Consider the following 16,746-nt stretch of genomic DNA (forward strand, 5'->3'; position numbering starts at 1 on the left):
GGAGACCCTCCATCAGGTGAGACGCATTGGCGGGCATGCGGGAAACACCACCGGCAGGGCTGCCAAGGCGCGGTGAAACTGCCCGGTCCTCCAACTTAGTTGCCGCGCAGGAACTTCCGGGCGAATATCCGGAAGCGCGTCGAGCAGCAGATCGATGGCCTGCCGGGCGATCGTCTGTGCGAGGGGCTGCGCCGGGCACGAGTGCGGGCCGACTCCCCACGCCAGATGAGACCGGTTTCCGCGCCGGTCCCCGCCGACGATGTGCGGATCGGTGTTGCATGCCGCCAAGCTGACGACGACCGGCTGATCGGCCGGCAACCACACGTCGCCGATGAGTTGCGGTTGTCGCGGATACGTCATGCAGAAATTGGCCAGCGGCGGATCCGCGAACAGGACCTCGTCGATGGCATCGCGGGTGTCCATGGCACCGCTGAGCACGTTACCGCCGTACTCTTCGTCGGCCATCAACAGCAGCAGAGTGTTCAGGATCAGATTGCAGGTCGGCTCCGTGCCTGCCGAGAACAGCAACGCGGCCTGGTTCACCATCTCCATGGGGTCCAGGCCGTCCGGGTGGGTCAGCAGCCGCGAGGTGAGATCGTCGCCGGGGCGCTCGCGCTTCTGCTCGACCACCCCGAGCAGCGCCTCGATGAACCGCTGCTGACCTTCTTCGGCGCCGACCCCGTCCAGCATCGCGGCCATGCCCTGGTAGGCCGCCGATGCGGCGTCTTCGGGAAAGCCCATCAGCTCACTGAGAACCCGAAAGGTGAGCGGGAAGGCGTAATCCATTCGGAGATCAGCGGTGCCGCGCTCGCAGAAGGAGTTGACGAGAGCGTCGGCGGCGCGTGCGACCGCGCCGTGGACCTTGTGCAGGTTGACGGTGTCCAGCGCGTCGGTGATCGTGCGCCGGTAACGGGCGTGTTCCGCGCCCGCGGTGCGCAGGGCGTTCTGCCGATAGCCGAGCATCGGCGTCACCGGGCAGTCCGCCGGTGCGTTCTTCTCCCACCGGCGCGGATCGGCGGGAAAGCGGGCCTCGTCGTTCAAAATCTGCAGTGCCGCTTGATATCCGATCACCAGAGTGGCCGGCACCCCGGGCGCCAGCTCGATCGGTACCAGCGGCCCACGGCGGCGCATGGATTCGTAGGCGCGGTGCGGGTCCGCGGCGAAGTCGGTGGAATCGAGCCGGATCTGCGGTTCCGCGGAGCGCGCCGGGGAACCGTGGCCGGACGTCCGGCCGCTGTCAGGCACCGCGTCTGCGTCGTTCAGCATGAGTCCCCCGCGCGAGATGTTGCGTGTCCTGTCCGACGTCCTGCGAGATTGCCTGCCATTCGTTGTATGGGCACGGCGGACACCCTAGCGGAAACCGTTGTACTTCAATGTTTTTGACAAAACAGCCAGCGCGGTAGCTTGTTGCGTGCGGGTTGCTGCTCGGCGGCGAGCGTTACCGGTCCTCGCTCTGCTCCCGCATCAGCTCGGCGAGCCGGTCCCATGCCGGGGATGACGCGCCGGGCTGCGACTGGACCGCCAGCCGGGCAATGGTCGCGTCGTGTTCCGGGACACCGCTCGCTTCGTTATCTCTGTGCGCGAACCACTCTCGCGTCCGCGCCGCCAACTCGGGTAGCCGCGGATCCTCCGGGGAGCAATCGTAGACGGCGTCGTAGTCGAGATAGATGGCGCGGAATGCGGGATCGGTGAGCAGTTCGCGCTTTTCGGCGATCCACGTCTCCGCCGCTGCGGGTGAGGCGGTGTGCATGAGGATCCACCCGTCACGTTCCAGCCGGATCTGCCGCTCGCTGACGCCGAGTTCACGCAGTTCGTCGAGGTGATCGGCGACGCGCGCGGACACGTAGAGACGTTCTCCGCAGCGCAAGTGGGTGAGTTGTTCCCGGGTGCGCCGCAACTGCTCGATGCGTTGTTCGAGGTCGTGGTCGATTTCGGTGAGGGCCGCCGCGAGGGCGCCGGGGTCGGCGTCGAGCAGTTCCTCGACGCGGGCCAGCGGCACCCCGGCGTGGGCCAATGTTCTGATCTTGACCAGATCGATCGCGTGCTGCGCGGTGTAGCGGCGATAGCCCGAGGCGTCGCGGTCGGGTTCGGCGAGCAGACCGCGCTGGTGATAGTGGCGCACGGCCTTGACGGTCACTCCCGCGTAGTCCGCGAGCTGTCCGATCGTGAGCATGGGTACATCCTTGCGCGCGCCGGGGCGATCAGGAACGCCGGGTCAGGCGGCCGCCGGCATCGCGGAAACGGGCACGACCGTTGCGAATGTCGTGGTAGGAGACGAGCAGCAATCGCAGATACCCGTCGAAGATTTCCGGCGGATAGCCCGCCGGCGCGAACAGGCCGGGCCGGACCGGAACATACCGTTGCGGCGGTGCCGAGGTCGCGCCTCCGGCGAATGCGGTGAAGATGCGTTCCTGCGTCGCGTCGTCGGGTTCGTAGGTCACGCGCTCCTCGAGCTGCCCGTCGACGACGTCGACATCGACGCGGAGTTGGCCCGACCGGTAGGTGCCGGCGTACGGGGCGAGGTCGAACTCCGCATCGAATTCCTCGACGAGCGTGGGGATTTCGATTCCCAGATGTTCGGTCAGCAGCCACCGCAGCAGCCGGTCGTGCAGCACGATCGCTCCGGAGGTGTTGCCGAAGGCGGTGAAGACCAGGTCATGTTCGGGGACCACACACAGAATGGACACCCCGCCCGGTGACGCGCCCGACATCGCCAGCACCGTGGTGTCGCCGAACGGGTACCGCACCCAGCCGAGTCCCATCGGCGGGACGTTCGGAGTGCGCATATCGTGGGCGACTCGTTGCATCGTCGCCGTCGATTCCGCGGACAGGATCCGCACACCGGTGGGCGCGACGCCACCGGCGAGGTGAGTGCGTCCGAACGCCAGCAGGTCGGCGACCGTGCCGATGGGGGTGCCGCCGGCCGGTCCCCAGCTGTCGGGGAGCATGAACATGGCGGTCGGCTCGACGCTCCCGGTGCCGGGATCGATGAAGTGGCCGACCGCCGTGCTGCGCAGAATCGCTTGTCGCGCGGAGGTACTCGACGTCGTCATGCCGACCGGGCCGAACAACTCCCGCTGCAGCAGGTCCGGGTAGGGCGTTGCGGTGACCACCTCGAGCAGTCGGCCCGCCACGATCATGCCGCCGTTGGAGTAGCTGAGCTGCTCACCGGGTGCGAACAGGGCGCCGCACTTCGAGAGGCCCTCGACGTAGTGTTTCAGCGCGTCGCGGCCCTCGGCGTCGGGGAAGAACAGGTCCGCGTCGATACCGTTGGTGTGTGAGATCAGGTGCCGGACCAGGATCTCGTCCGCGGCGCCCGGTTCGGCGAGCGCGAATTCCGGCAGGTAGTCCACCACCGGCGCATCGAGTTTCAGCAGTCCGCGTTCGACCTGTTGCAGTACGAGCGTCGTGGTGAGCACCTTGGTGACGGAACCGAAGAGGAACCCGGTGTCCTCGCGCATCGGGGCGCCGGTGGCGAGGTTCGCGGTGCCGTGCGAGACGAGAATCTGTGCGCCCGCGTGATGGACACCGGCGACGTAGCCGGGGACCTTGTCCGATTCGCAGAAGGCGTCCACCTGCGAGCGGATCCGGTCGGCGATGGCGTGCAGTGCGTTGTCGTTCATGCGGACCATCGTCGAACCTTGCCCCTGGGTCAAGGTCAAGCCGAAAACTGAACTTTTCGTTTCAGGGATGTGGTAGACGCATCCGCCCATGCCGAGGTAGTCCCGGATCTGGCAGATCGGATTGCTCTGATTCCGGCCCGGGTGACCTCGGTGATTCGGGTCGCAGAGCGCACCGGCCGGGCGGGTGGCCGGGATAGCCTGGGCCGGAGGGAGGGCACCTTGATGATCGATTTCGTTCCGGACAAGAGTCTGTATCCGTTCGAGTCGCGCTGGTTCGACTCGTCGGCCGGGCGCATGCACTACATCGACGAGGGGTCCGGGCCGACGATCCTGTTCTGCCACGGGTCCCCGACGTGGAGTTTCCTCTATCGCCACATCGTCACCGAACTGCGGGATCGATATCGGTGTGTCGCGGTGGATTATCCAGGGTTCGGATTGTCCGAGCGACCTTCCGATTTCGGATATACCGTCGCCGAACTCACCGCGGTGCTCGGCGAGCTGATCGATCATCTGCGGCTCGACGAGTTCATCGTCATGGGACAGGATTGGGGCGGGCCCATCGGCCTGGGGGCGGCGGCCGCGCGGGCGGATCGGGTGCGGGGAATCGTGTTGGGTAACACGGTGTTCTGGCCGATCGAAGCAATGGCCAACAAGGCGTTCAGCGCGATCATGAGCAGCCGTCCGATGCGGCGCCGAATACTCGAGCAGAACTTTCTCATCGAGCGCGTGCTGCTCTCGGAATTGGGGCGCACACTCACCGCCACGGAAGCCGAGCATTATCGCGCGGTACAACCCACCGCGGCAGCGCGTCGCGGACTTGCGGTGATGCCCAGAGAAATTCGTGCTGCGACCCCGCTGCTGGAGCGACTTTCGCGAGACGTTCCCACACTTCTCGGGGACAAGCCGACGCTGTTGGTGTGGGGGATGCGCGACCCCGTATTCCGTGCGAAAGCGTGCATCCCGCGCATGCGGACCGCCTTCACCGATGTCGAAACGGTCGAACTGCCCCGTGCTCGGCATTTCATCCAGGAACACGCGCCCCATGAAATCGCCACGGCCATCGCGAATCGTTTCCCGTGAGCGATTTCGGCGCAGCGCGAGGCGTTGCCAGGTTTTACCGACGCGCCGTCCGACACTCCGCGCGGCGAACCGGACTGGTCGAAGACCTGCGCGGCTGTCGGTCGAACAGCTTATTGTGGACGCCGTCCAGCCCCGCGATAATCGGTAGCCGTTCTGCGGCAAGTCGGCCGACCACTCGAACCTGATGAGACCGTGAAGGTTTCGGAAAGCGTGCGATGAACAGGCGTGCAGTTCTTTCACCGTTCGTCACGATTTCGATCTGCTTGCTGACGATGGGCGTTGTCGGGTGCGGTGGTTCGGCCGGCGAGGCGGTCGACGACGAGGCGGCTTCCGATATTCGGAGTGTCGGGACAGCCTCGCCCGCAGGCACATCGGCTGCGTTGTCGAATATGGCGATGCCCGGCGTAGCGGTGTCCGATGCCCGGTCGTACTTCGCGAACTCCGGCGGGATCGACGGTTACTACTTCACCACTCCGGCCGGGCGGTGGCATTGCGCGATCGTCGTCGGCGGTGATCCACATATGGCCGGATGCCAGCCCGCGACGAACACCGGCGCGGGAATCGGCGTGAAAGGCGCTCCGACGGTGGAGAGCCACTACTCCCACAAACAGGTCCCGCCCGACACGATCATGATCGAGCGGGGCGGCGACCCCCGCTTCGCGGTCCTGGGGCAAGCGGTGTTCCGGCAGACGCCGAACGAGGCAAAAGTGTTGCCTTACAACACATCCCTGGCGGCCGACGGCTTCACCTGTACAGCCCGGGACTCCGGCGTGTCGTGCCGAGACGATGCCTCCGGAAAGGGGTTCACCTTCTCCACCGAAGGTTTCGCGATGAACTGAGCCGGATACCTGACCGTACCCGGCGATCGAGCCGCCCCTGCGCCCCGCGAGCACCTCGACAGCCGTTCGCCGGCGACCACGACCTCGGCGAACCGGTTCAGTCCTCGGCGACGAAGCCGCGCAGTGCGACGACCCGCCGGCCGTCGACCTCCAGTTCCGCGATCCCTCGTTCGGCCGGGGTGCGCACACTGACGGTCACGAATCGGCCCGCCGCGATCGTCTTGCCGACCTCGAGTCCGCGCACCCGCTTGACGAATTCGGCATGGCCCACATCGGAACCGGCCGGCCATTCCACGACCGCGCGTGGGCTGAGTACCGCGCGCACACCGGCGACGTCGCCGCGACCGGCCGCTTCCAGCAATCCGGTGGCGGCGCGTTTGCCTGCCGCGCCGACCCGGATGAAACCGCGGCTGAAACCCACAGCGCCACCGATGCCTTGGTTTCCGAGCAGCTGCGGCGCGAGTTTCATGGCCGCGCCGAGCCCGCGCCCGCCGGCGGCGAGCAGTTGACCGACCATGACCGGTAGCTCCCAGTGGGCGTAGAGGCGGGCGATCTTCCATTCGCCGCCGATGCGCGTCAGGTCGTAGCGCAGATGCATCGGCACGCGCAGGGTGACACCGGTGGACATGGTGGTGGCGAGAGCCAGATCGCGGAAGACCGTTGCACCGCGCACGACGTCGTGGTCGCTGTGGAAGACGATGTGGTTGGGGCCGATGAAGGTGTCGTAGAAGCGTTCGATCGCCTGTCGGCCGATGTGCGGGCGCGAGCCGACCGGATCCTCGACCCGGCCGTCGGGTGCGAACAGATTCACCCAGGCCGAACGATCGTGCACCGCGACCGCCTGCGGGGATCGTTCCACCGTGGCGAGCAGTTCCGCCGCCGACGCGTTCGCGGACATCGTTCCTCCAGACTCTCGACTGCCCACAATCTATAACGTGTTCCAGTTTCACACGGGGTAACCAGCGAATCCCCGGCAAGTACGCGTGACGGATCTCGCGATGATCACGCCGCGACCCGGGCGTACGGTGACCGGTATGCAGGTCGGGCAACCCAGCAGAACCGCGATGGCCACCGCACAGGCACGGGCCTATCACCAACTCGCCGACGAACCGCGGATCTTCACCGATCCGCTGGCGGTGCGGATCGTCGGCGAGGAAGCGGCTCGCGACAATCCCTTCGACAAGGGGGTGGATCCGGAACTGGCCCGGCGCCGCCGGCTGTTCCTCGCCACGCGCAGTCGCTTCGCCGACGACACCGTCGCGGCGGCGGTCGCCGGTGGAACCCGCCAGGTGGTCGTACTCGGCGCGGGTATGGACACCGCCGCCTACCGCAATCCCCATGCGGATGTGCGGTTCTTCGAGGTCGACCACCCCGATACGCAGGCGTGGAAGCGAAATCGGTTGTCCGAAGCGGGAATCGAGGTTCCCCATTCGATGACCTTCGCGCCGGTGGACTTCCACCGCGACGATCTCGCCGACGCGCTGGCACGGGCGGGACTGGATCGCTCCCTCGGCGCGGTGTACGTGTGGCTCGGCGTGGTGGTCTACCTCGAGCACGACGCCATCGCCGAGACGTTGCGCTACATCGCCGGCCAGGGCGGCGGTGCGGTCCTGGTGTTCGATTACTCCTACCCACCCGACGCGGGTCAGCAGGCCCGCGGAAAACGCGTTGCGGCCGTGGGTGAACCGTGGGTGAGCTTCTTCACCGAAGAGCAGATGCGGGCCGAACTGGAGTCGGCCGGATTCACCGACATCGAGGACCACTCGGGGATCGCGCTGGTGCGGTCCTATGCCGACATCCCCGCCCACGGGCCGGCGCTCCCGGGCCCGCATCTCGTTCGCGCGAGAACCACCGTGAACGGCTGAGTCGACCGGCGGCTCTCGAAACCGGCTGCGGTACTGCGCGCACCGGCGACCACGATCGTCGCAACCCTCGGAACAAATCTCCGGCCGACCGCGGTTGCCCCGAGAGATAGCAGACTGCGAACTCGGGAGGTGCGATGCTGGCGATCGGATTCGAGGAGCCGGGTGGTCCGGAGGTACTGCGACCGGTCGAGGTGCCCGAACCGCACGCCGGGGCCGGGGAGGTGCGGATCCGGGTGGCGGCCGCGGCCGTGAACCCCTCCGACACCGTGACCCGGTCCGGTATGGCGCACGATCGCTACCGGGAGGTGACGCCGCCGTACGTCCCCGGCTGGGACGCCGCGGGAATCGTCGACGAGGCCGGCCCCGAGACCGGCTGGCACAGTGGCGACCGGGTCGTCGCGATCACACTGCCGGTACTGGCCGGGGGCGGTGCCTACGCGGAGAAGATCGTGGTACCCGCGGGCCAGGTGGCGCGCCTGCCCGAGGGAAGCGACTTCGTCTCCGCCGCAACGCTTCCGATGAACGGTCTCACCGCCTGGTTCGCTCTGGACGCGCTCGACCCGCGCGCGGGGCGCACGATCGCGGTGACGGGGGCGGCCGGTGCGGTCGGTGGTTACGTGATCCAGTTGGCGAAGACGCGCGGCTACACCGTGATCGCCGACGCGAAACCGGCCGATGAACAGTTGGTCCGCGATTTCGGCGCCGATATCGTCCTGCCACGCGGCGACGATCTCGCCTCCCGCATCCGCGCCCACGCTCCCGACGGCGTGGACGCGCTGATCGACACCGCGCTACAAGGCGACGCGGTGCTCGCGGCGGTGCGCGACGGCGGTGCGTTCGTCATCCTGCGGCCCGCGGCCCTGGGCGGCGGAGCCACTCCGGAGCGCGGCATTTCGGTCCACCTCGTGATGGTCGCCGACCATCTGGACGAACCGCACGCGCTGAGCGAATTGAGCCGGCTCGCCTCGGAAGGCGCACTCACCCTGCGCGTGGCCCGGACCTTCCCCGCCGGACAGGCCGCTCGAGCGCATGAGCTGCTCGAAGCCGGCGGTGTCCGCGGGCGCATCGTCCTCGAATTCTGAAGAGCGCGTTACTCGTTCCGCGGCGGCAACGGAGGAAGTTCGAGGTTGTCGCGGAAGGTCTCGCCCACGTAGTCGGAGCCGACGATGCCGCGGCGGCGAAGTTCGGGGAGCAGGCCCTCGAGCAGGAAGTCGCGGTTGCGTGGGTCGTCGAGGCCACCGAGGCCGATCACGTCGAGGACGCCGGCGTCGTAGCGTTCCCGAATCGCGTCGGCGAGTTGTTCGGGAGTGCCGGCGGCGGCCCAGTGTCCGGTGTCCTTGGCGGCGATGATCAACTCACGCAACGTTTTTCCGGATCGGGCCAGCGCGGTGAAGATCTCCACGCGGCCGCGGCGGCGGTTCACGGCGCGCACATCGGGCAGCAGCGAGTCCGGGATCGGCCGGTCCAGCGGCAGTTCCGACAGGTCGATATCGCCGCCGAGCATATCGGCCAGCGCGTGGCGGCCCGCCTCGAAATCGGTGGCCTCGGCACGTTCGCGAACCAGCCGCCGCGCTTCCTCCTCGGTGGCGCCGTAGGTGGTGTGCAGGGAGCTGAAGATGTACGGAAGTCCGTCGGCGCGGCCCAGATCCGCTGCGCGCGTGCGGATCTTCTTGGTGTAGGTGAGCGCGTCGTCGAGCGTCGCCAGTGAGGTGAACACCACCTCGGCGAACCGAGCGCCCAATTCCACGCCGCCCTCGGATTGCCCGGCCTGGAACTGCACCGGGCGTCGCTGCGGCAGCGACGGAATGTTCAGGGGGCCGCGCACGGTGAAATACCGTCCGGCATAGTCGATCGGACGGACCAGCTCGGCATCCAGGACAGCGCCGCCGTGACCGTCCGGCGTGAGCGCCCCCGGCTGCCAGCTGTCGAACAGCGCGTTCGCGACTTCGAGGACTTCGGTCGCGCGGGCGTAGCGTTCCTCCGGGCTCGGCAGGTCCCCGGCACCGTAGTTCTCCTCGCCCAGAGAGGAGGTCACCGCATTCCACGCGGCGCGCCCGTTGCTGATGTGGTCCAGCGTTCCGAACAGTCGCGCCAGGTTGTAGGGATGATGGAAAGTCGTTGTGACCGTGGCGATCAGGCCCACATGCCGGGTCACCGCACTGAGGGCGGACAGGAAGATCAGCGGTTCCTGCGCCCCGATGGCGCCCTGCGCGCCGAAACTCAGCAGATCCGCCGCGAACAACGCGTCGAAGCGGTGTTCCTCGGCGAGTTTCGCGACACCCAGCGCATCGTCGAGCGTCGAGCGCCGCGGATCGATCGCGGCATCGTAGATTTTCGGCGAACCACTGACCCCGGTCACGATCTTCAGCGGCCGGCGTCGCGCACTGCTACCCATCCCCCGACGGTATCGATAGCCGCCCTCGACGCCACCGGTTGCATTCAGCCGGATCATTTCACGCGAATCGGGAATTGTGTTGCGAGCCCGATTGTTTCACCTCGTCGCGCCCGAGTTGTGCGTCCGCGGCGAGGAGATACCGGCCGTTGCCGAGGCGACCGGCTCACGCTCCCGAGGGCCGCGGAGCCGGGCCGGGCGGAAGTTCCGGCCCCACCGCCCTCAGACTGCCCGGCCGGCGGCCCTTTCCCCAGCCGATCTCGCGCCGATACGCGCCGATGTGCTCGCGCGGGACCGCCTGTTGCGGCGGCAGCGGCGTGGATTGCGGGTCCACGTACAACGCGTCGGTCGGGCAGTACGCCTCACACATGAAGCAGGTCTGGCAGTCGGATTGCCGTGCGATGACCGGAATTCCGTCGCCCCCGCGGTCGAAGACGTTCGTCGGGCAGACGTCGACGCATTTGTCGCAGGCGATGCAGGCCGGGGCGTGAACCAGTTCGATCATCAGGCCACCGCCGCGACCGCGGGAGCATCGGCCGACCGCAGCGCCGCCGCCACCGTCCACACCTCGTCGAGCCCGCCGCTGAGGATGTGGTGGTGCTGTGCGGGATCCAGCTCCGGATGGTCGGCCCGCTTGCTCATACCGCGAGATTCGGTGCGCGCCAGCGCGGATCGGTACATCAGCCGCCCGACCGCAGTGATCGCGGCGGCCTCGCGCGCCCGCACGCGGTCGGCGCCGGTGGCCCGCAGCCCCGCGGCCGACTCCGTCCACACCGTGTCCAGGGTGGCCAGTGCCGGACGAACCCGCTCGCCGTGGCGCAGATAGTTCTTCTCCACCGGCAGCAGTTCGGCGCGTGCCGCGGCGAGCACCTCGTCCGCGCCGATGCGTCCGGACCCGGTGGGCCGCAATCCCGTTCGCCCGGCTCGCGTCAAGCCGTCCGGCCGTCCACCGCGCCGCGCGAACCGTGCCGCACCCCGGCCCGCCCAACTGCCCGACGACATCGCCCATGCCGCATTGTGGCTGCCGCCGCCGGTGAATCCGCCGCAGATGCGTTCGCGGGTGGCCGCGTCGCCCGCGGCATACAGTCCGCTCACCGAGGTCGCGCACTCGTCGCTGACCACCTCGATCCCGCCGGTGCCGCGCACCGTGCCCTCGGCCAGCAGATCCACCTCGAAGCGCTGGGTGAACGGGTCGATGCCGCGGCGATCGAATTGCAGGAAGAAGTTCGGCTGTCCGCGCCGCATCTGCTCCTGAGTGGTCCGATCCGCCCGGTCCAGTTGCGCGAACACTTTCTCCTGCAACAAGGTTCGCGCGATGACCGACCGTCCCTGCACCGATCCGGCGCCGTCGAGAACGCTGCCGTCCTCGTGGAAGAAGGTGGCGTAGCGGTAATAGGCGGTCTTGGTGACGGTCGAGCCCTTCGCGGCGATGCCGTAGGCGTTGGAGAATTCCATCCCGGAGAAGCGTGCGCCCACCTCGGCGGCCATGAGTGTGCCGTCACCGGTGTCGACGTTGGTGCCGAGCGCGCGCGAGAGGAAGGCGCAGCCGCCGGTGGCCAGCACCACCGCACCGGCGTGCACGCGGTAGTCGCGGTGCTCGCGCAGCAGGTAGCCGGCCGCGCCGCGGACCGTGCCGTCCCGATCGACCAAAAGCTCCAGGGCCGGGGCGTGGTCGACGATCCGCACGCCCAGCCGCCGCACCCACGCGCGCATGCGGCGCATGTATTCCGGGCCTTGCACGCCGGTGCGAATCGGGTTGCCGGTGTTCGGATCGACCGGGAACGGATACCGGCCCTCCTCGGCCAGTCGATGCATGTTCGCGTAGGTCTGGTCGAGGACTCGGTCCATCCAGTGGTGATCGGCGAGGAAGCCGCCCAACTCCTCGCGACTGGCCTTGGCCGCCGCGCGGGCCGCCGGATCCGGCGCCACGTACCAGACACCCGTCCCCGCGGGTGCGGTGGCGCCGCTGGTGCCGCAGTACCCCTTGTCGACCAGCACCACCTCGGCCCCGGCCTCGCGGGCGTGGATCGCGGCCCAACAGGCGGCCGGTCCACCACCGATCACCAGCACATCGGCATCGATCTGCCATGCCTCGCTCATCGCCGTACTCCTTCGAAAACGGGCCCGAAACCGTCGCCGGACATATGCCCGACGGAAATACTCGCCCGCGCCCCGGCGGCGGAGAATCCTTACGATCAGCACGATTCTGTGCCGGCGTAGCAGGCACCGGCGGAATTCGAATCAGGCCCCGCACAAACCGTTTACGCGACCGCACCCGTTTGGTTGACTGCCCTCGCCCGGTCCGCAGACCGGGCGCATCGCGACTATCGGACGGGTGTGCTCGTATGAGTGAACGGCAATTGCATCTGAACGCCTTCATCTATCCCGCGGGCCATCACGAGGCCGCGTGGCGGCATCCCGACAGCAGGCCCGATCGCATCTACGATGTGACCTATTACCAGGAGATCGGCCGCACCGCCGAGGCCGCCACCCTCGATGCGGTGTTCTTCGCCGACGGCCCCGCGCTGCGCACCGATGTGCGCTACAACGCCGCACCCGGTCTGGAACCGATCACGCTGCTGACGGCCATCGCCTCGGCCACCACGCATCTGGGCCTGATCGCGACCGCGTCCACGACCTATTACGAGCCCTACAATCTGGCCCGGCTGTTCTCCTCCCTCGATCACATCTCGGGCGGACGCGCCGGATGGAATATCGTCACTACCGGAACCGACCTCGCCGCAGCCAATTTCGGCCTCGACCGCCACCCCGATCACACCGAACGCTATGCGCGCGCACGCGAATTCGTCGACGCGGTCGTCGGATTGTGGAACAGCTGGGACGACGATGCGGTGCTCCTCGACCGTGCCGCCGGCATCTACGCCGATCCCGACAAGATCCATCGCATCGATTTCCGCGGCGAATATCTGCGCGTGCGCGGACCGTTCAACGCCGCGCGCACTCCGCAGGGCCATCCCGTCCTGGTGCAGGCCGGCGCCTCCAACGACGGACGAGCCTTCGCGGCCCGCTACGCCGAGGCCATTTTCACCGCGCACCAGCGGCTCGAGGACGCCCAGACGTTCTACTCCGATATCAAGCGCCGGGCCCGCGACTTCGGCCGCGACCCCGAGCATGTGAAGATCCTGCCGGGGATCAGCCCGTTCATCGCCGATACCGAGGCGCGGGCGAAACAGCTGCAACGCGAATTCAACGAGCTGACCGTGCCCGAATACGGTCTCGGCCAGCTGGAAAGCCTCGCGGGGGAATCGCTGCGGAATCTCGCGCTCGACGAACCGGTGCCCGCCGCGTTGTTCGCCGACGCGGGCGATGTCACCGACAACGCGGCCAGCCGCCGGCAGGTGATCGCGGGCATCGTCACCCGCGAGCAACCCACACTGCGCGGACTGCTGCACCGGCTCGCGGGCGCGCGCGGGCACCGGGTCTTCGCGGGTACGCCCGAACAGGTCGCCGACACCATCGAGGACTGGTTCCGCCACGGCGCCGCCGACGGATTCAACGTCATGCCGCCCTACTATCCGGGCGGACTCGAGGTGTTCACCAGCACCGTCGTGCCCATTCTGCGCAGCCGCGGGCTGTTTCGCACCGAATACACCGGCACCACGCTGCGTGACCACTTCGGATTGCCGCGACCCGGGTCGGCCGCGGCGAACTGATGCCGGAATTGTTCCGCCGCATCACTTTTCAGCGGGCGGGGCATTCATTCGGGGCGGGGAGACCGCGCAGTCGCTGATCGAGCCAGTCGATCGCACCCGGGAAACCGGCCATCAGGGTGATCGAATGCTCTCCCAGTACGCTGCGGAACACGGCGGGCACGCCGCGAGCGCACTGCGCGCGGAACAGATCGGTCGACTCGACCTCGGGAATCCAGATGTCGAGCAGGCCGTGGTAGATGTACAGCGGCGCGGCGGAGGTGCGGTCGCGCAGATCGGTGGCGGCGAACAGCGCGCGGGCCGCGTCGGTGTCGAGCGGATGGGCGGTGTCGGTCGCCAGCTCGATCGGCACGCCGGTCACGCCCAGCGGCCCGTTGCTGTCGCCGCAGGTGTCCTTCACCGGGGAGGTGGCCAGCCACTCCCCCAGATGGTTCAGCTGGTCCAGCAGTTCCGGGTGTTCCCGGGCGAAGGCCAGCGCGACGACCATCAGGATTCCCGACGCGATATTTCCGTTGAAATGACGGGCCACCTCGCTGTAGTCGGTGGCCAGACCACCCACCGACACCCCGACGATCGACCCCGCCAGTTCCGGCGCGTACTCGCCGAGCAGCATATCCGCCGCATAGGCCGCGATCGCACCGCCGGAGTAGCCGCCGATCGCGAACTTGCTGTCTCCCAACGTCTTCGGTTCGACCGTGCGCACCGCGCGCATCGCGTCGAGGATCACATGCCCGGCGACATGCGGTTCGGCATAGGCCATCCACGGGCCCTCGTGGTCGGGTACGAGAACTCCGTACCCGCGTGAGAGCGCCCACCATGTGGTCGGCGGGAAGAGATCACCCGCGCTGAATTTGGGATGCAGTCCGTGCGCCATCGCATAACCGGGGGTGCAGCGCAGGCCCAGGGAATTGATCGGGATGGCATTGACCAGCATCGGCCGCTGTCCGGGACCGGTCCAGTTCGCGGCGGGAATCAGCAGCGTCGCCGTGCCGAACGAGGGCGCACCGGTCGCGCCCGTGGAGCGGAATTTCAGCAGCAGCGCGCGGGCGATCGGCACCACCGCCAGCGGCGCGGCCGTGGCCGTCACATCGCGCACCTCGATCGGATCGCCGGGACGCATGGCATCGAGTCCGGCCGGCCATTGATCGAACAGCGGATCACCGGCCGGCGGCGACAACACCGACCGCCACAGCGCGGCGAGCTCGGGCCGCAGTTGTGCGTTGGGCGGCGACGGCGCGGGTGGCAGGTTCGGCGCCGGGATCGTCCGATCGATCCATTGCTGCCATTCGGTCGAGTCCGTGGGCGCCGGGCCGTTGTCCGCACGACCGAGCGGTGGGCGAACCGTCATCGACGCCAGCAGGGCGCATGCCGCGAGCACGACGATCAGCAGCGTCCTGGCTCGTTTCACAGCAACCTCCACAACCGATCGACCAGCCCCGTGCCGGGGCGGTAGTGACTGGAGCCGAGATCGGGTTCGAAGCACCCGCCGGGTACCACGATATCCCCAGCTGACGGCACCTGCGCGTAACTCACCGCCATGCCGCCGACCGCGTAGGCCACGACGACGCCGGCGGCGAGAACAGCCGCCGGGAGGAACCGCCGGCGAGATTTGGATGTTACACCGAAAATCACTGTGCCCCTTTGTGAATGACTGCCCCGACGCAGGCACACCATACGGTCGGCGGGTACGGCGGAGAGCCGATCGGGCGGCGGTCGTTCACAACTCACGAAGTCCGAGCGCCGATATGGGTGCGCGGCACAACGGGCCGGCGGGCGAAACGGGCGATTTTCATCAGATGTGCATGATGCATCTCATATGTATGATGCAAACTTCGGCCTGGTGATGATCGAGGAGTAGGGCGTGGAGAAAGCACATACCGCCGGACGTTCCGGCGCGATACTGGCGGTGCTGGCATTCGCCGGCATCGTCGTCTCGCTGACGCAGACGGTCGTCGTGCCGTTACTCGGCCAGCTGCCGCAAATCCTGCACACCAGCCCGGCCAACGCCACCTGGGTGGTCACCGTGAGCCTGCTGGCCTCCGCGGTCACCACACCGGTCTCGGGCCGACTGGGCGACCTCTACGGCAAACGCCTCGTGCTGCTCGGCTCGACGGTGCCACTGCTGGTCGGATCGGTGATCTGCGCGGTGTCCTCCTCGCTGTGGCCGATGATCGTCGGGCGCGGCCTGCAGGGGATGAGCGCCGGCATCGTGCCCGTCGGCATCGCCGCACTGCGTGATCTGCTGCCGCGCGAACGCCTCGGATCGGGTATCGCGCTGATCAGCTCCTCGCTCGGTATCGGCGGGGCGCTGGGCCTGCCGATGGCGGCCGCGGTCATCCAGTACTCCGACTGGCGGGTGCTGTTCTGGACGATGGCCGCGCTCGCGGCGGTGATCGGCGTGCTGATCTTCACCCTGATTCCCGCCACCCCGCCGACTTCCGCCGCCACCGGACGGTTCGACGTGCTCGGCGCCCTCGGCCTCGGGGTGGGCCTGGTGTGCCTGCTGCTCGCGGTGTCCAAGGGGTCGAGCTGGGGCTGGGGCAGCGGCCTGACCATCGGCCTGTTCGTCGCCGCCGTCGTCGTCCTGCTCCTGTGGGGATGGTGGGAACTGGCCGCCCGCAACCCTCTCGTCGATCTCCGCGTCACCGCGCGACCTCAGGTACTGCTGACCAACGCGTCCTCGATGGTCGTCGGCATGGCGATGTACGCCCAGTCGCTGGTGGTGCCGCAGCTGTTGCAGCTGCCGAAGGCCACCGGTTACGGACTCGGGCAATCGATGATGGCCATGGGTCTGTGGATGGCACCGGCCGGGCTCATGATGATGCTGGTCTCCCCCGTCGGCGCCACACTCTCCGCCCGCAGCGGACCCAAGATCACCCTGATCGTCGGCTGCGTCATCATCGCCGCCGGATACGGATCCTCGATGGCGCTGATGGGCAGCACCTGGGGCCTGCTGATCGTGACACTGATCATCAACACCGGCGTGGGATTCGCCTACGGCGCCATGCCGGCCCTGGTGATGGCCGCGGTGCCGCAGTCGGAAACCGCCGCCGCCAACAGCTTCAACACGCTGGTCCGCGCGATCGGCACCTCCGTCGCGGCCGCCGTCGTCGGCGCGGTGCTGGCGCAGATGACGATCTCGCTCGGCGGGCATGCCGTGGCCAGCGAGAACGGATTCCGCGTGTCGCTGCTGATCGGATGTGGTGTGGCCGTGGCCGGCGCACTGGTGGCGACCTTCATTCCGGGGCATCGGTCGGCCGCGATCGCCGCGACCGC

General features: G+C 68.1%; 14 protein-coding genes and 1 pseudogene. 6 read left to right on the forward strand and 9 right to left on the reverse strand.

Going from position 1 to position 16,746, the window contains the following annotated elements:
- Positions 1–12 precede the first annotated feature (12 nt).
- From NMI01S_RS20365 to NMI01S_RS20375, 3 genes are all read right to left on the reverse strand, one after another.
- On the reverse strand, positions 13–1,266 hold the full coding sequence (locus NMI01S_RS20365; protein WP_062999418.1) for a cytochrome P450 family protein: 1,254 nt from the start codon (positions 1,264–1,266) through the stop codon (positions 13–15).
- Between the two features lie 172 nt (positions 1,267–1,438).
- Complete coding sequence (locus NMI01S_RS20370; RefSeq protein ID WP_062999420.1) at positions 1,439–2,173, reverse strand: MerR family transcriptional regulator; 735 nt, start codon at positions 2,171–2,173, stop codon at positions 1,439–1,441.
- Positions 2,174–2,201: 28 nt separating this feature from the next.
- Positions 2,202–3,623 carry a serine hydrolase domain-containing protein gene (locus NMI01S_RS20375; RefSeq protein ID WP_218021072.1) on the reverse strand — a complete coding sequence of 474 codons (1,422 nt, stop codon included), beginning with the start codon at positions 3,621–3,623 and terminating at the stop codon, positions 2,202–2,204.
- Between the two features lie 219 nt (positions 3,624–3,842).
- Between NMI01S_RS20375 and NMI01S_RS20380 the strand changes: the two genes are divergently transcribed.
- Both NMI01S_RS20380 and NMI01S_RS20385 read left to right on the forward strand, forming a co-directional pair.
- Positions 3,843–4,703 carry a haloalkane dehalogenase gene (locus NMI01S_RS20380; RefSeq protein ID WP_062999923.1) on the forward strand — a complete coding sequence of 287 codons (861 nt, stop codon included), beginning with the start codon at positions 3,843–3,845 and terminating at the stop codon, positions 4,701–4,703.
- A 395-nt stretch (positions 4,704–5,098) separates the two neighbouring features.
- Positions 5,099–5,542, forward strand: a complete 444-nt coding sequence (locus tag NMI01S_RS20385; RefSeq protein WP_157126276.1) for a hypothetical protein — start codon at positions 5,099–5,101, stop codon at positions 5,540–5,542.
- 97 nt (positions 5,543–5,639) lie between these two features.
- Here NMI01S_RS20385 and NMI01S_RS20390 read toward each other — a convergent pair whose 3' ends face one another.
- Positions 5,640–6,440, reverse strand: a complete 801-nt coding sequence (locus NMI01S_RS20390) for a nuclear transport factor 2 family protein (protein WP_062999426.1) — start codon at positions 6,438–6,440, stop codon at positions 5,640–5,642.
- A 100-nt stretch (positions 6,441–6,540) separates the two neighbouring features.
- Here NMI01S_RS20390 and NMI01S_RS20395 point away from each other — a divergent pair, with 100 nt between their 5' ends.
- Together NMI01S_RS20395 and NMI01S_RS20400 are read left to right on the forward strand one after the other, a co-directional pair.
- On the forward strand, positions 6,541–7,407 hold the full coding sequence (locus NMI01S_RS20395; protein WP_245716942.1) for a class I SAM-dependent methyltransferase: 867 nt from the start codon (positions 6,541–6,543) through the stop codon (positions 7,405–7,407).
- Positions 7,408–7,541: 134 nt separating this feature from the next.
- Positions 7,542–8,489, forward strand: a complete 948-nt coding sequence (locus tag NMI01S_RS20400; RefSeq protein WP_062999428.1) for an NADP-dependent oxidoreductase — start codon at positions 7,542–7,544, stop codon at positions 8,487–8,489.
- A gap of 8 nt (positions 8,490–8,497) precedes the next feature.
- On the opposite strand, the gene NMI01S_RS20405 is transcribed toward NMI01S_RS20400, so the two are convergent.
- The 3 genes from NMI01S_RS20405 to NMI01S_RS20415 form a co-directional block, all read right to left on the reverse strand.
- Positions 8,498–9,802 carry an NtaA/DmoA family FMN-dependent monooxygenase gene (locus NMI01S_RS20405; RefSeq protein ID WP_062999430.1) on the reverse strand — a complete coding sequence of 435 codons (1,305 nt, stop codon included), beginning with the start codon at positions 9,800–9,802 and terminating at the stop codon, positions 8,498–8,500.
- Positions 9,803–9,965: 163 nt separating this feature from the next.
- A complete protein-coding gene (locus tag NMI01S_RS20410; RefSeq protein WP_062999927.1) occupies positions 9,966–10,304 on the reverse strand; it encodes a 4Fe-4S dicluster domain-containing protein in 339 nt (112 codons plus the stop codon).
- A complete protein-coding gene (locus tag NMI01S_RS20415; RefSeq protein WP_062999432.1) occupies positions 10,304–11,899 on the reverse strand; it encodes an FAD-dependent oxidoreductase in 1,596 nt (531 codons plus the stop codon). Before NMI01S_RS20415 ends, NMI01S_RS20410 begins: the two co-directional genes overlap by 1 nt.
- Before the next feature lie 245 nt (positions 11,900–12,144).
- On the opposite strand from NMI01S_RS20415, the gene NMI01S_RS20420 reads away from it, so the two are divergent.
- On the forward strand, positions 12,145–13,473 hold the full coding sequence (locus NMI01S_RS20420; RefSeq protein WP_062999434.1) for an LLM class flavin-dependent oxidoreductase: 1,329 nt from the start codon (positions 12,145–12,147) through the stop codon (positions 13,471–13,473).
- A 28-nt stretch (positions 13,474–13,501) separates the two neighbouring features.
- On the opposite strand, the gene NMI01S_RS20425 is transcribed toward NMI01S_RS20420, so the two are convergent.
- A complete protein-coding gene (locus NMI01S_RS20425; RefSeq protein WP_245716943.1) occupies positions 13,502–14,878 on the reverse strand; it encodes a lipase family protein in 1,377 nt (458 codons plus the stop codon).
- Positions 14,875–15,102 (reverse strand): hypothetical protein, encoded by a 228-nt coding sequence (locus NMI01S_RS20430; protein ID WP_062999436.1) that lies wholly within the window; start codon positions 15,100–15,102, stop codon positions 14,875–14,877. Before NMI01S_RS20430 ends, NMI01S_RS20425 begins: the two co-directional genes overlap by 4 nt.
- Before the next feature lie 229 nt (positions 15,103–15,331).
- Here NMI01S_RS20430 and NMI01S_RS35990 point away from each other — a divergent pair.
- Positions 15,332–16,729 (forward strand): annotated as a pseudogene (locus NMI01S_RS35990) (MFS transporter); the annotation flags it as partial.
- Positions 16,730–16,746 lie beyond the last annotated feature (17 nt).

This window comes from Nocardia mikamii NBRC 108933, from assembly GCF_001613505.1.
Lineage (GTDB): Bacteria > Actinomycetota > Actinomycetes > Mycobacteriales > Mycobacteriaceae > Nocardia > Nocardia mikamii.

Bases quoted from the DNA above. Each gene is read 5' to 3' on its own strand.
- NMI01S_RS20365 (WP_062999418.1), bottom strand. From the start codon at position 1,266: ATGCTGAACGACGCAGACGCGGTGCCTGACAGCGGCCGGACGTCCGGC.
- NMI01S_RS20370 (WP_062999420.1), bottom strand. From the start codon at position 2,173: ATGCTCACGATCGGACAGCTCGCGGACTACGCGGGAGTGACCGTCAAG.
- NMI01S_RS20375 (WP_218021072.1), bottom strand. From the start codon at position 3,623: ATGAACGACAACGCACTGCACGCCATCGCCGACCGGATCCGCTCGCAG.
- NMI01S_RS20385 (WP_157126276.1), top strand. From the start codon at position 5,099: ATGCCCGGCGTAGCGGTGTCCGATGCCCGGTCGTACTTCGCGAACTCC.
- NMI01S_RS20390 (WP_062999426.1), bottom strand. From the start codon at position 6,440: ATGTCCGCGAACGCGTCGGCGGCGGAACTGCTCGCCACGGTGGAACGA.
- NMI01S_RS20395 (WP_245716942.1), top strand. From the start codon at position 6,541: ATGATCACGCCGCGACCCGGGCGTACGGTGACCGGTATGCAGGTCGGG.
- NMI01S_RS20400 (WP_062999428.1), top strand. From the start codon at position 7,542: ATGCTGGCGATCGGATTCGAGGAGCCGGGTGGTCCGGAGGTACTGCGA.
- NMI01S_RS20405 (WP_062999430.1), bottom strand. From the start codon at position 9,802: ATGGGTAGCAGTGCGCGACGCCGGCCGCTGAAGATCGTGACCGGGGTC.
- NMI01S_RS20410 (WP_062999927.1), bottom strand. From the start codon at position 10,304: ATGATCGAACTGGTTCACGCCCCGGCCTGCATCGCCTGCGACAAATGC.
- NMI01S_RS20415 (WP_062999432.1), bottom strand. From the start codon at position 11,899: ATGAGCGAGGCATGGCAGATCGATGCCGATGTGCTGGTGATCGGTGGT.
- NMI01S_RS20420 (WP_062999434.1), top strand. From the start codon at position 12,145: ATGAGTGAACGGCAATTGCATCTGAACGCCTTCATCTATCCCGCGGGC.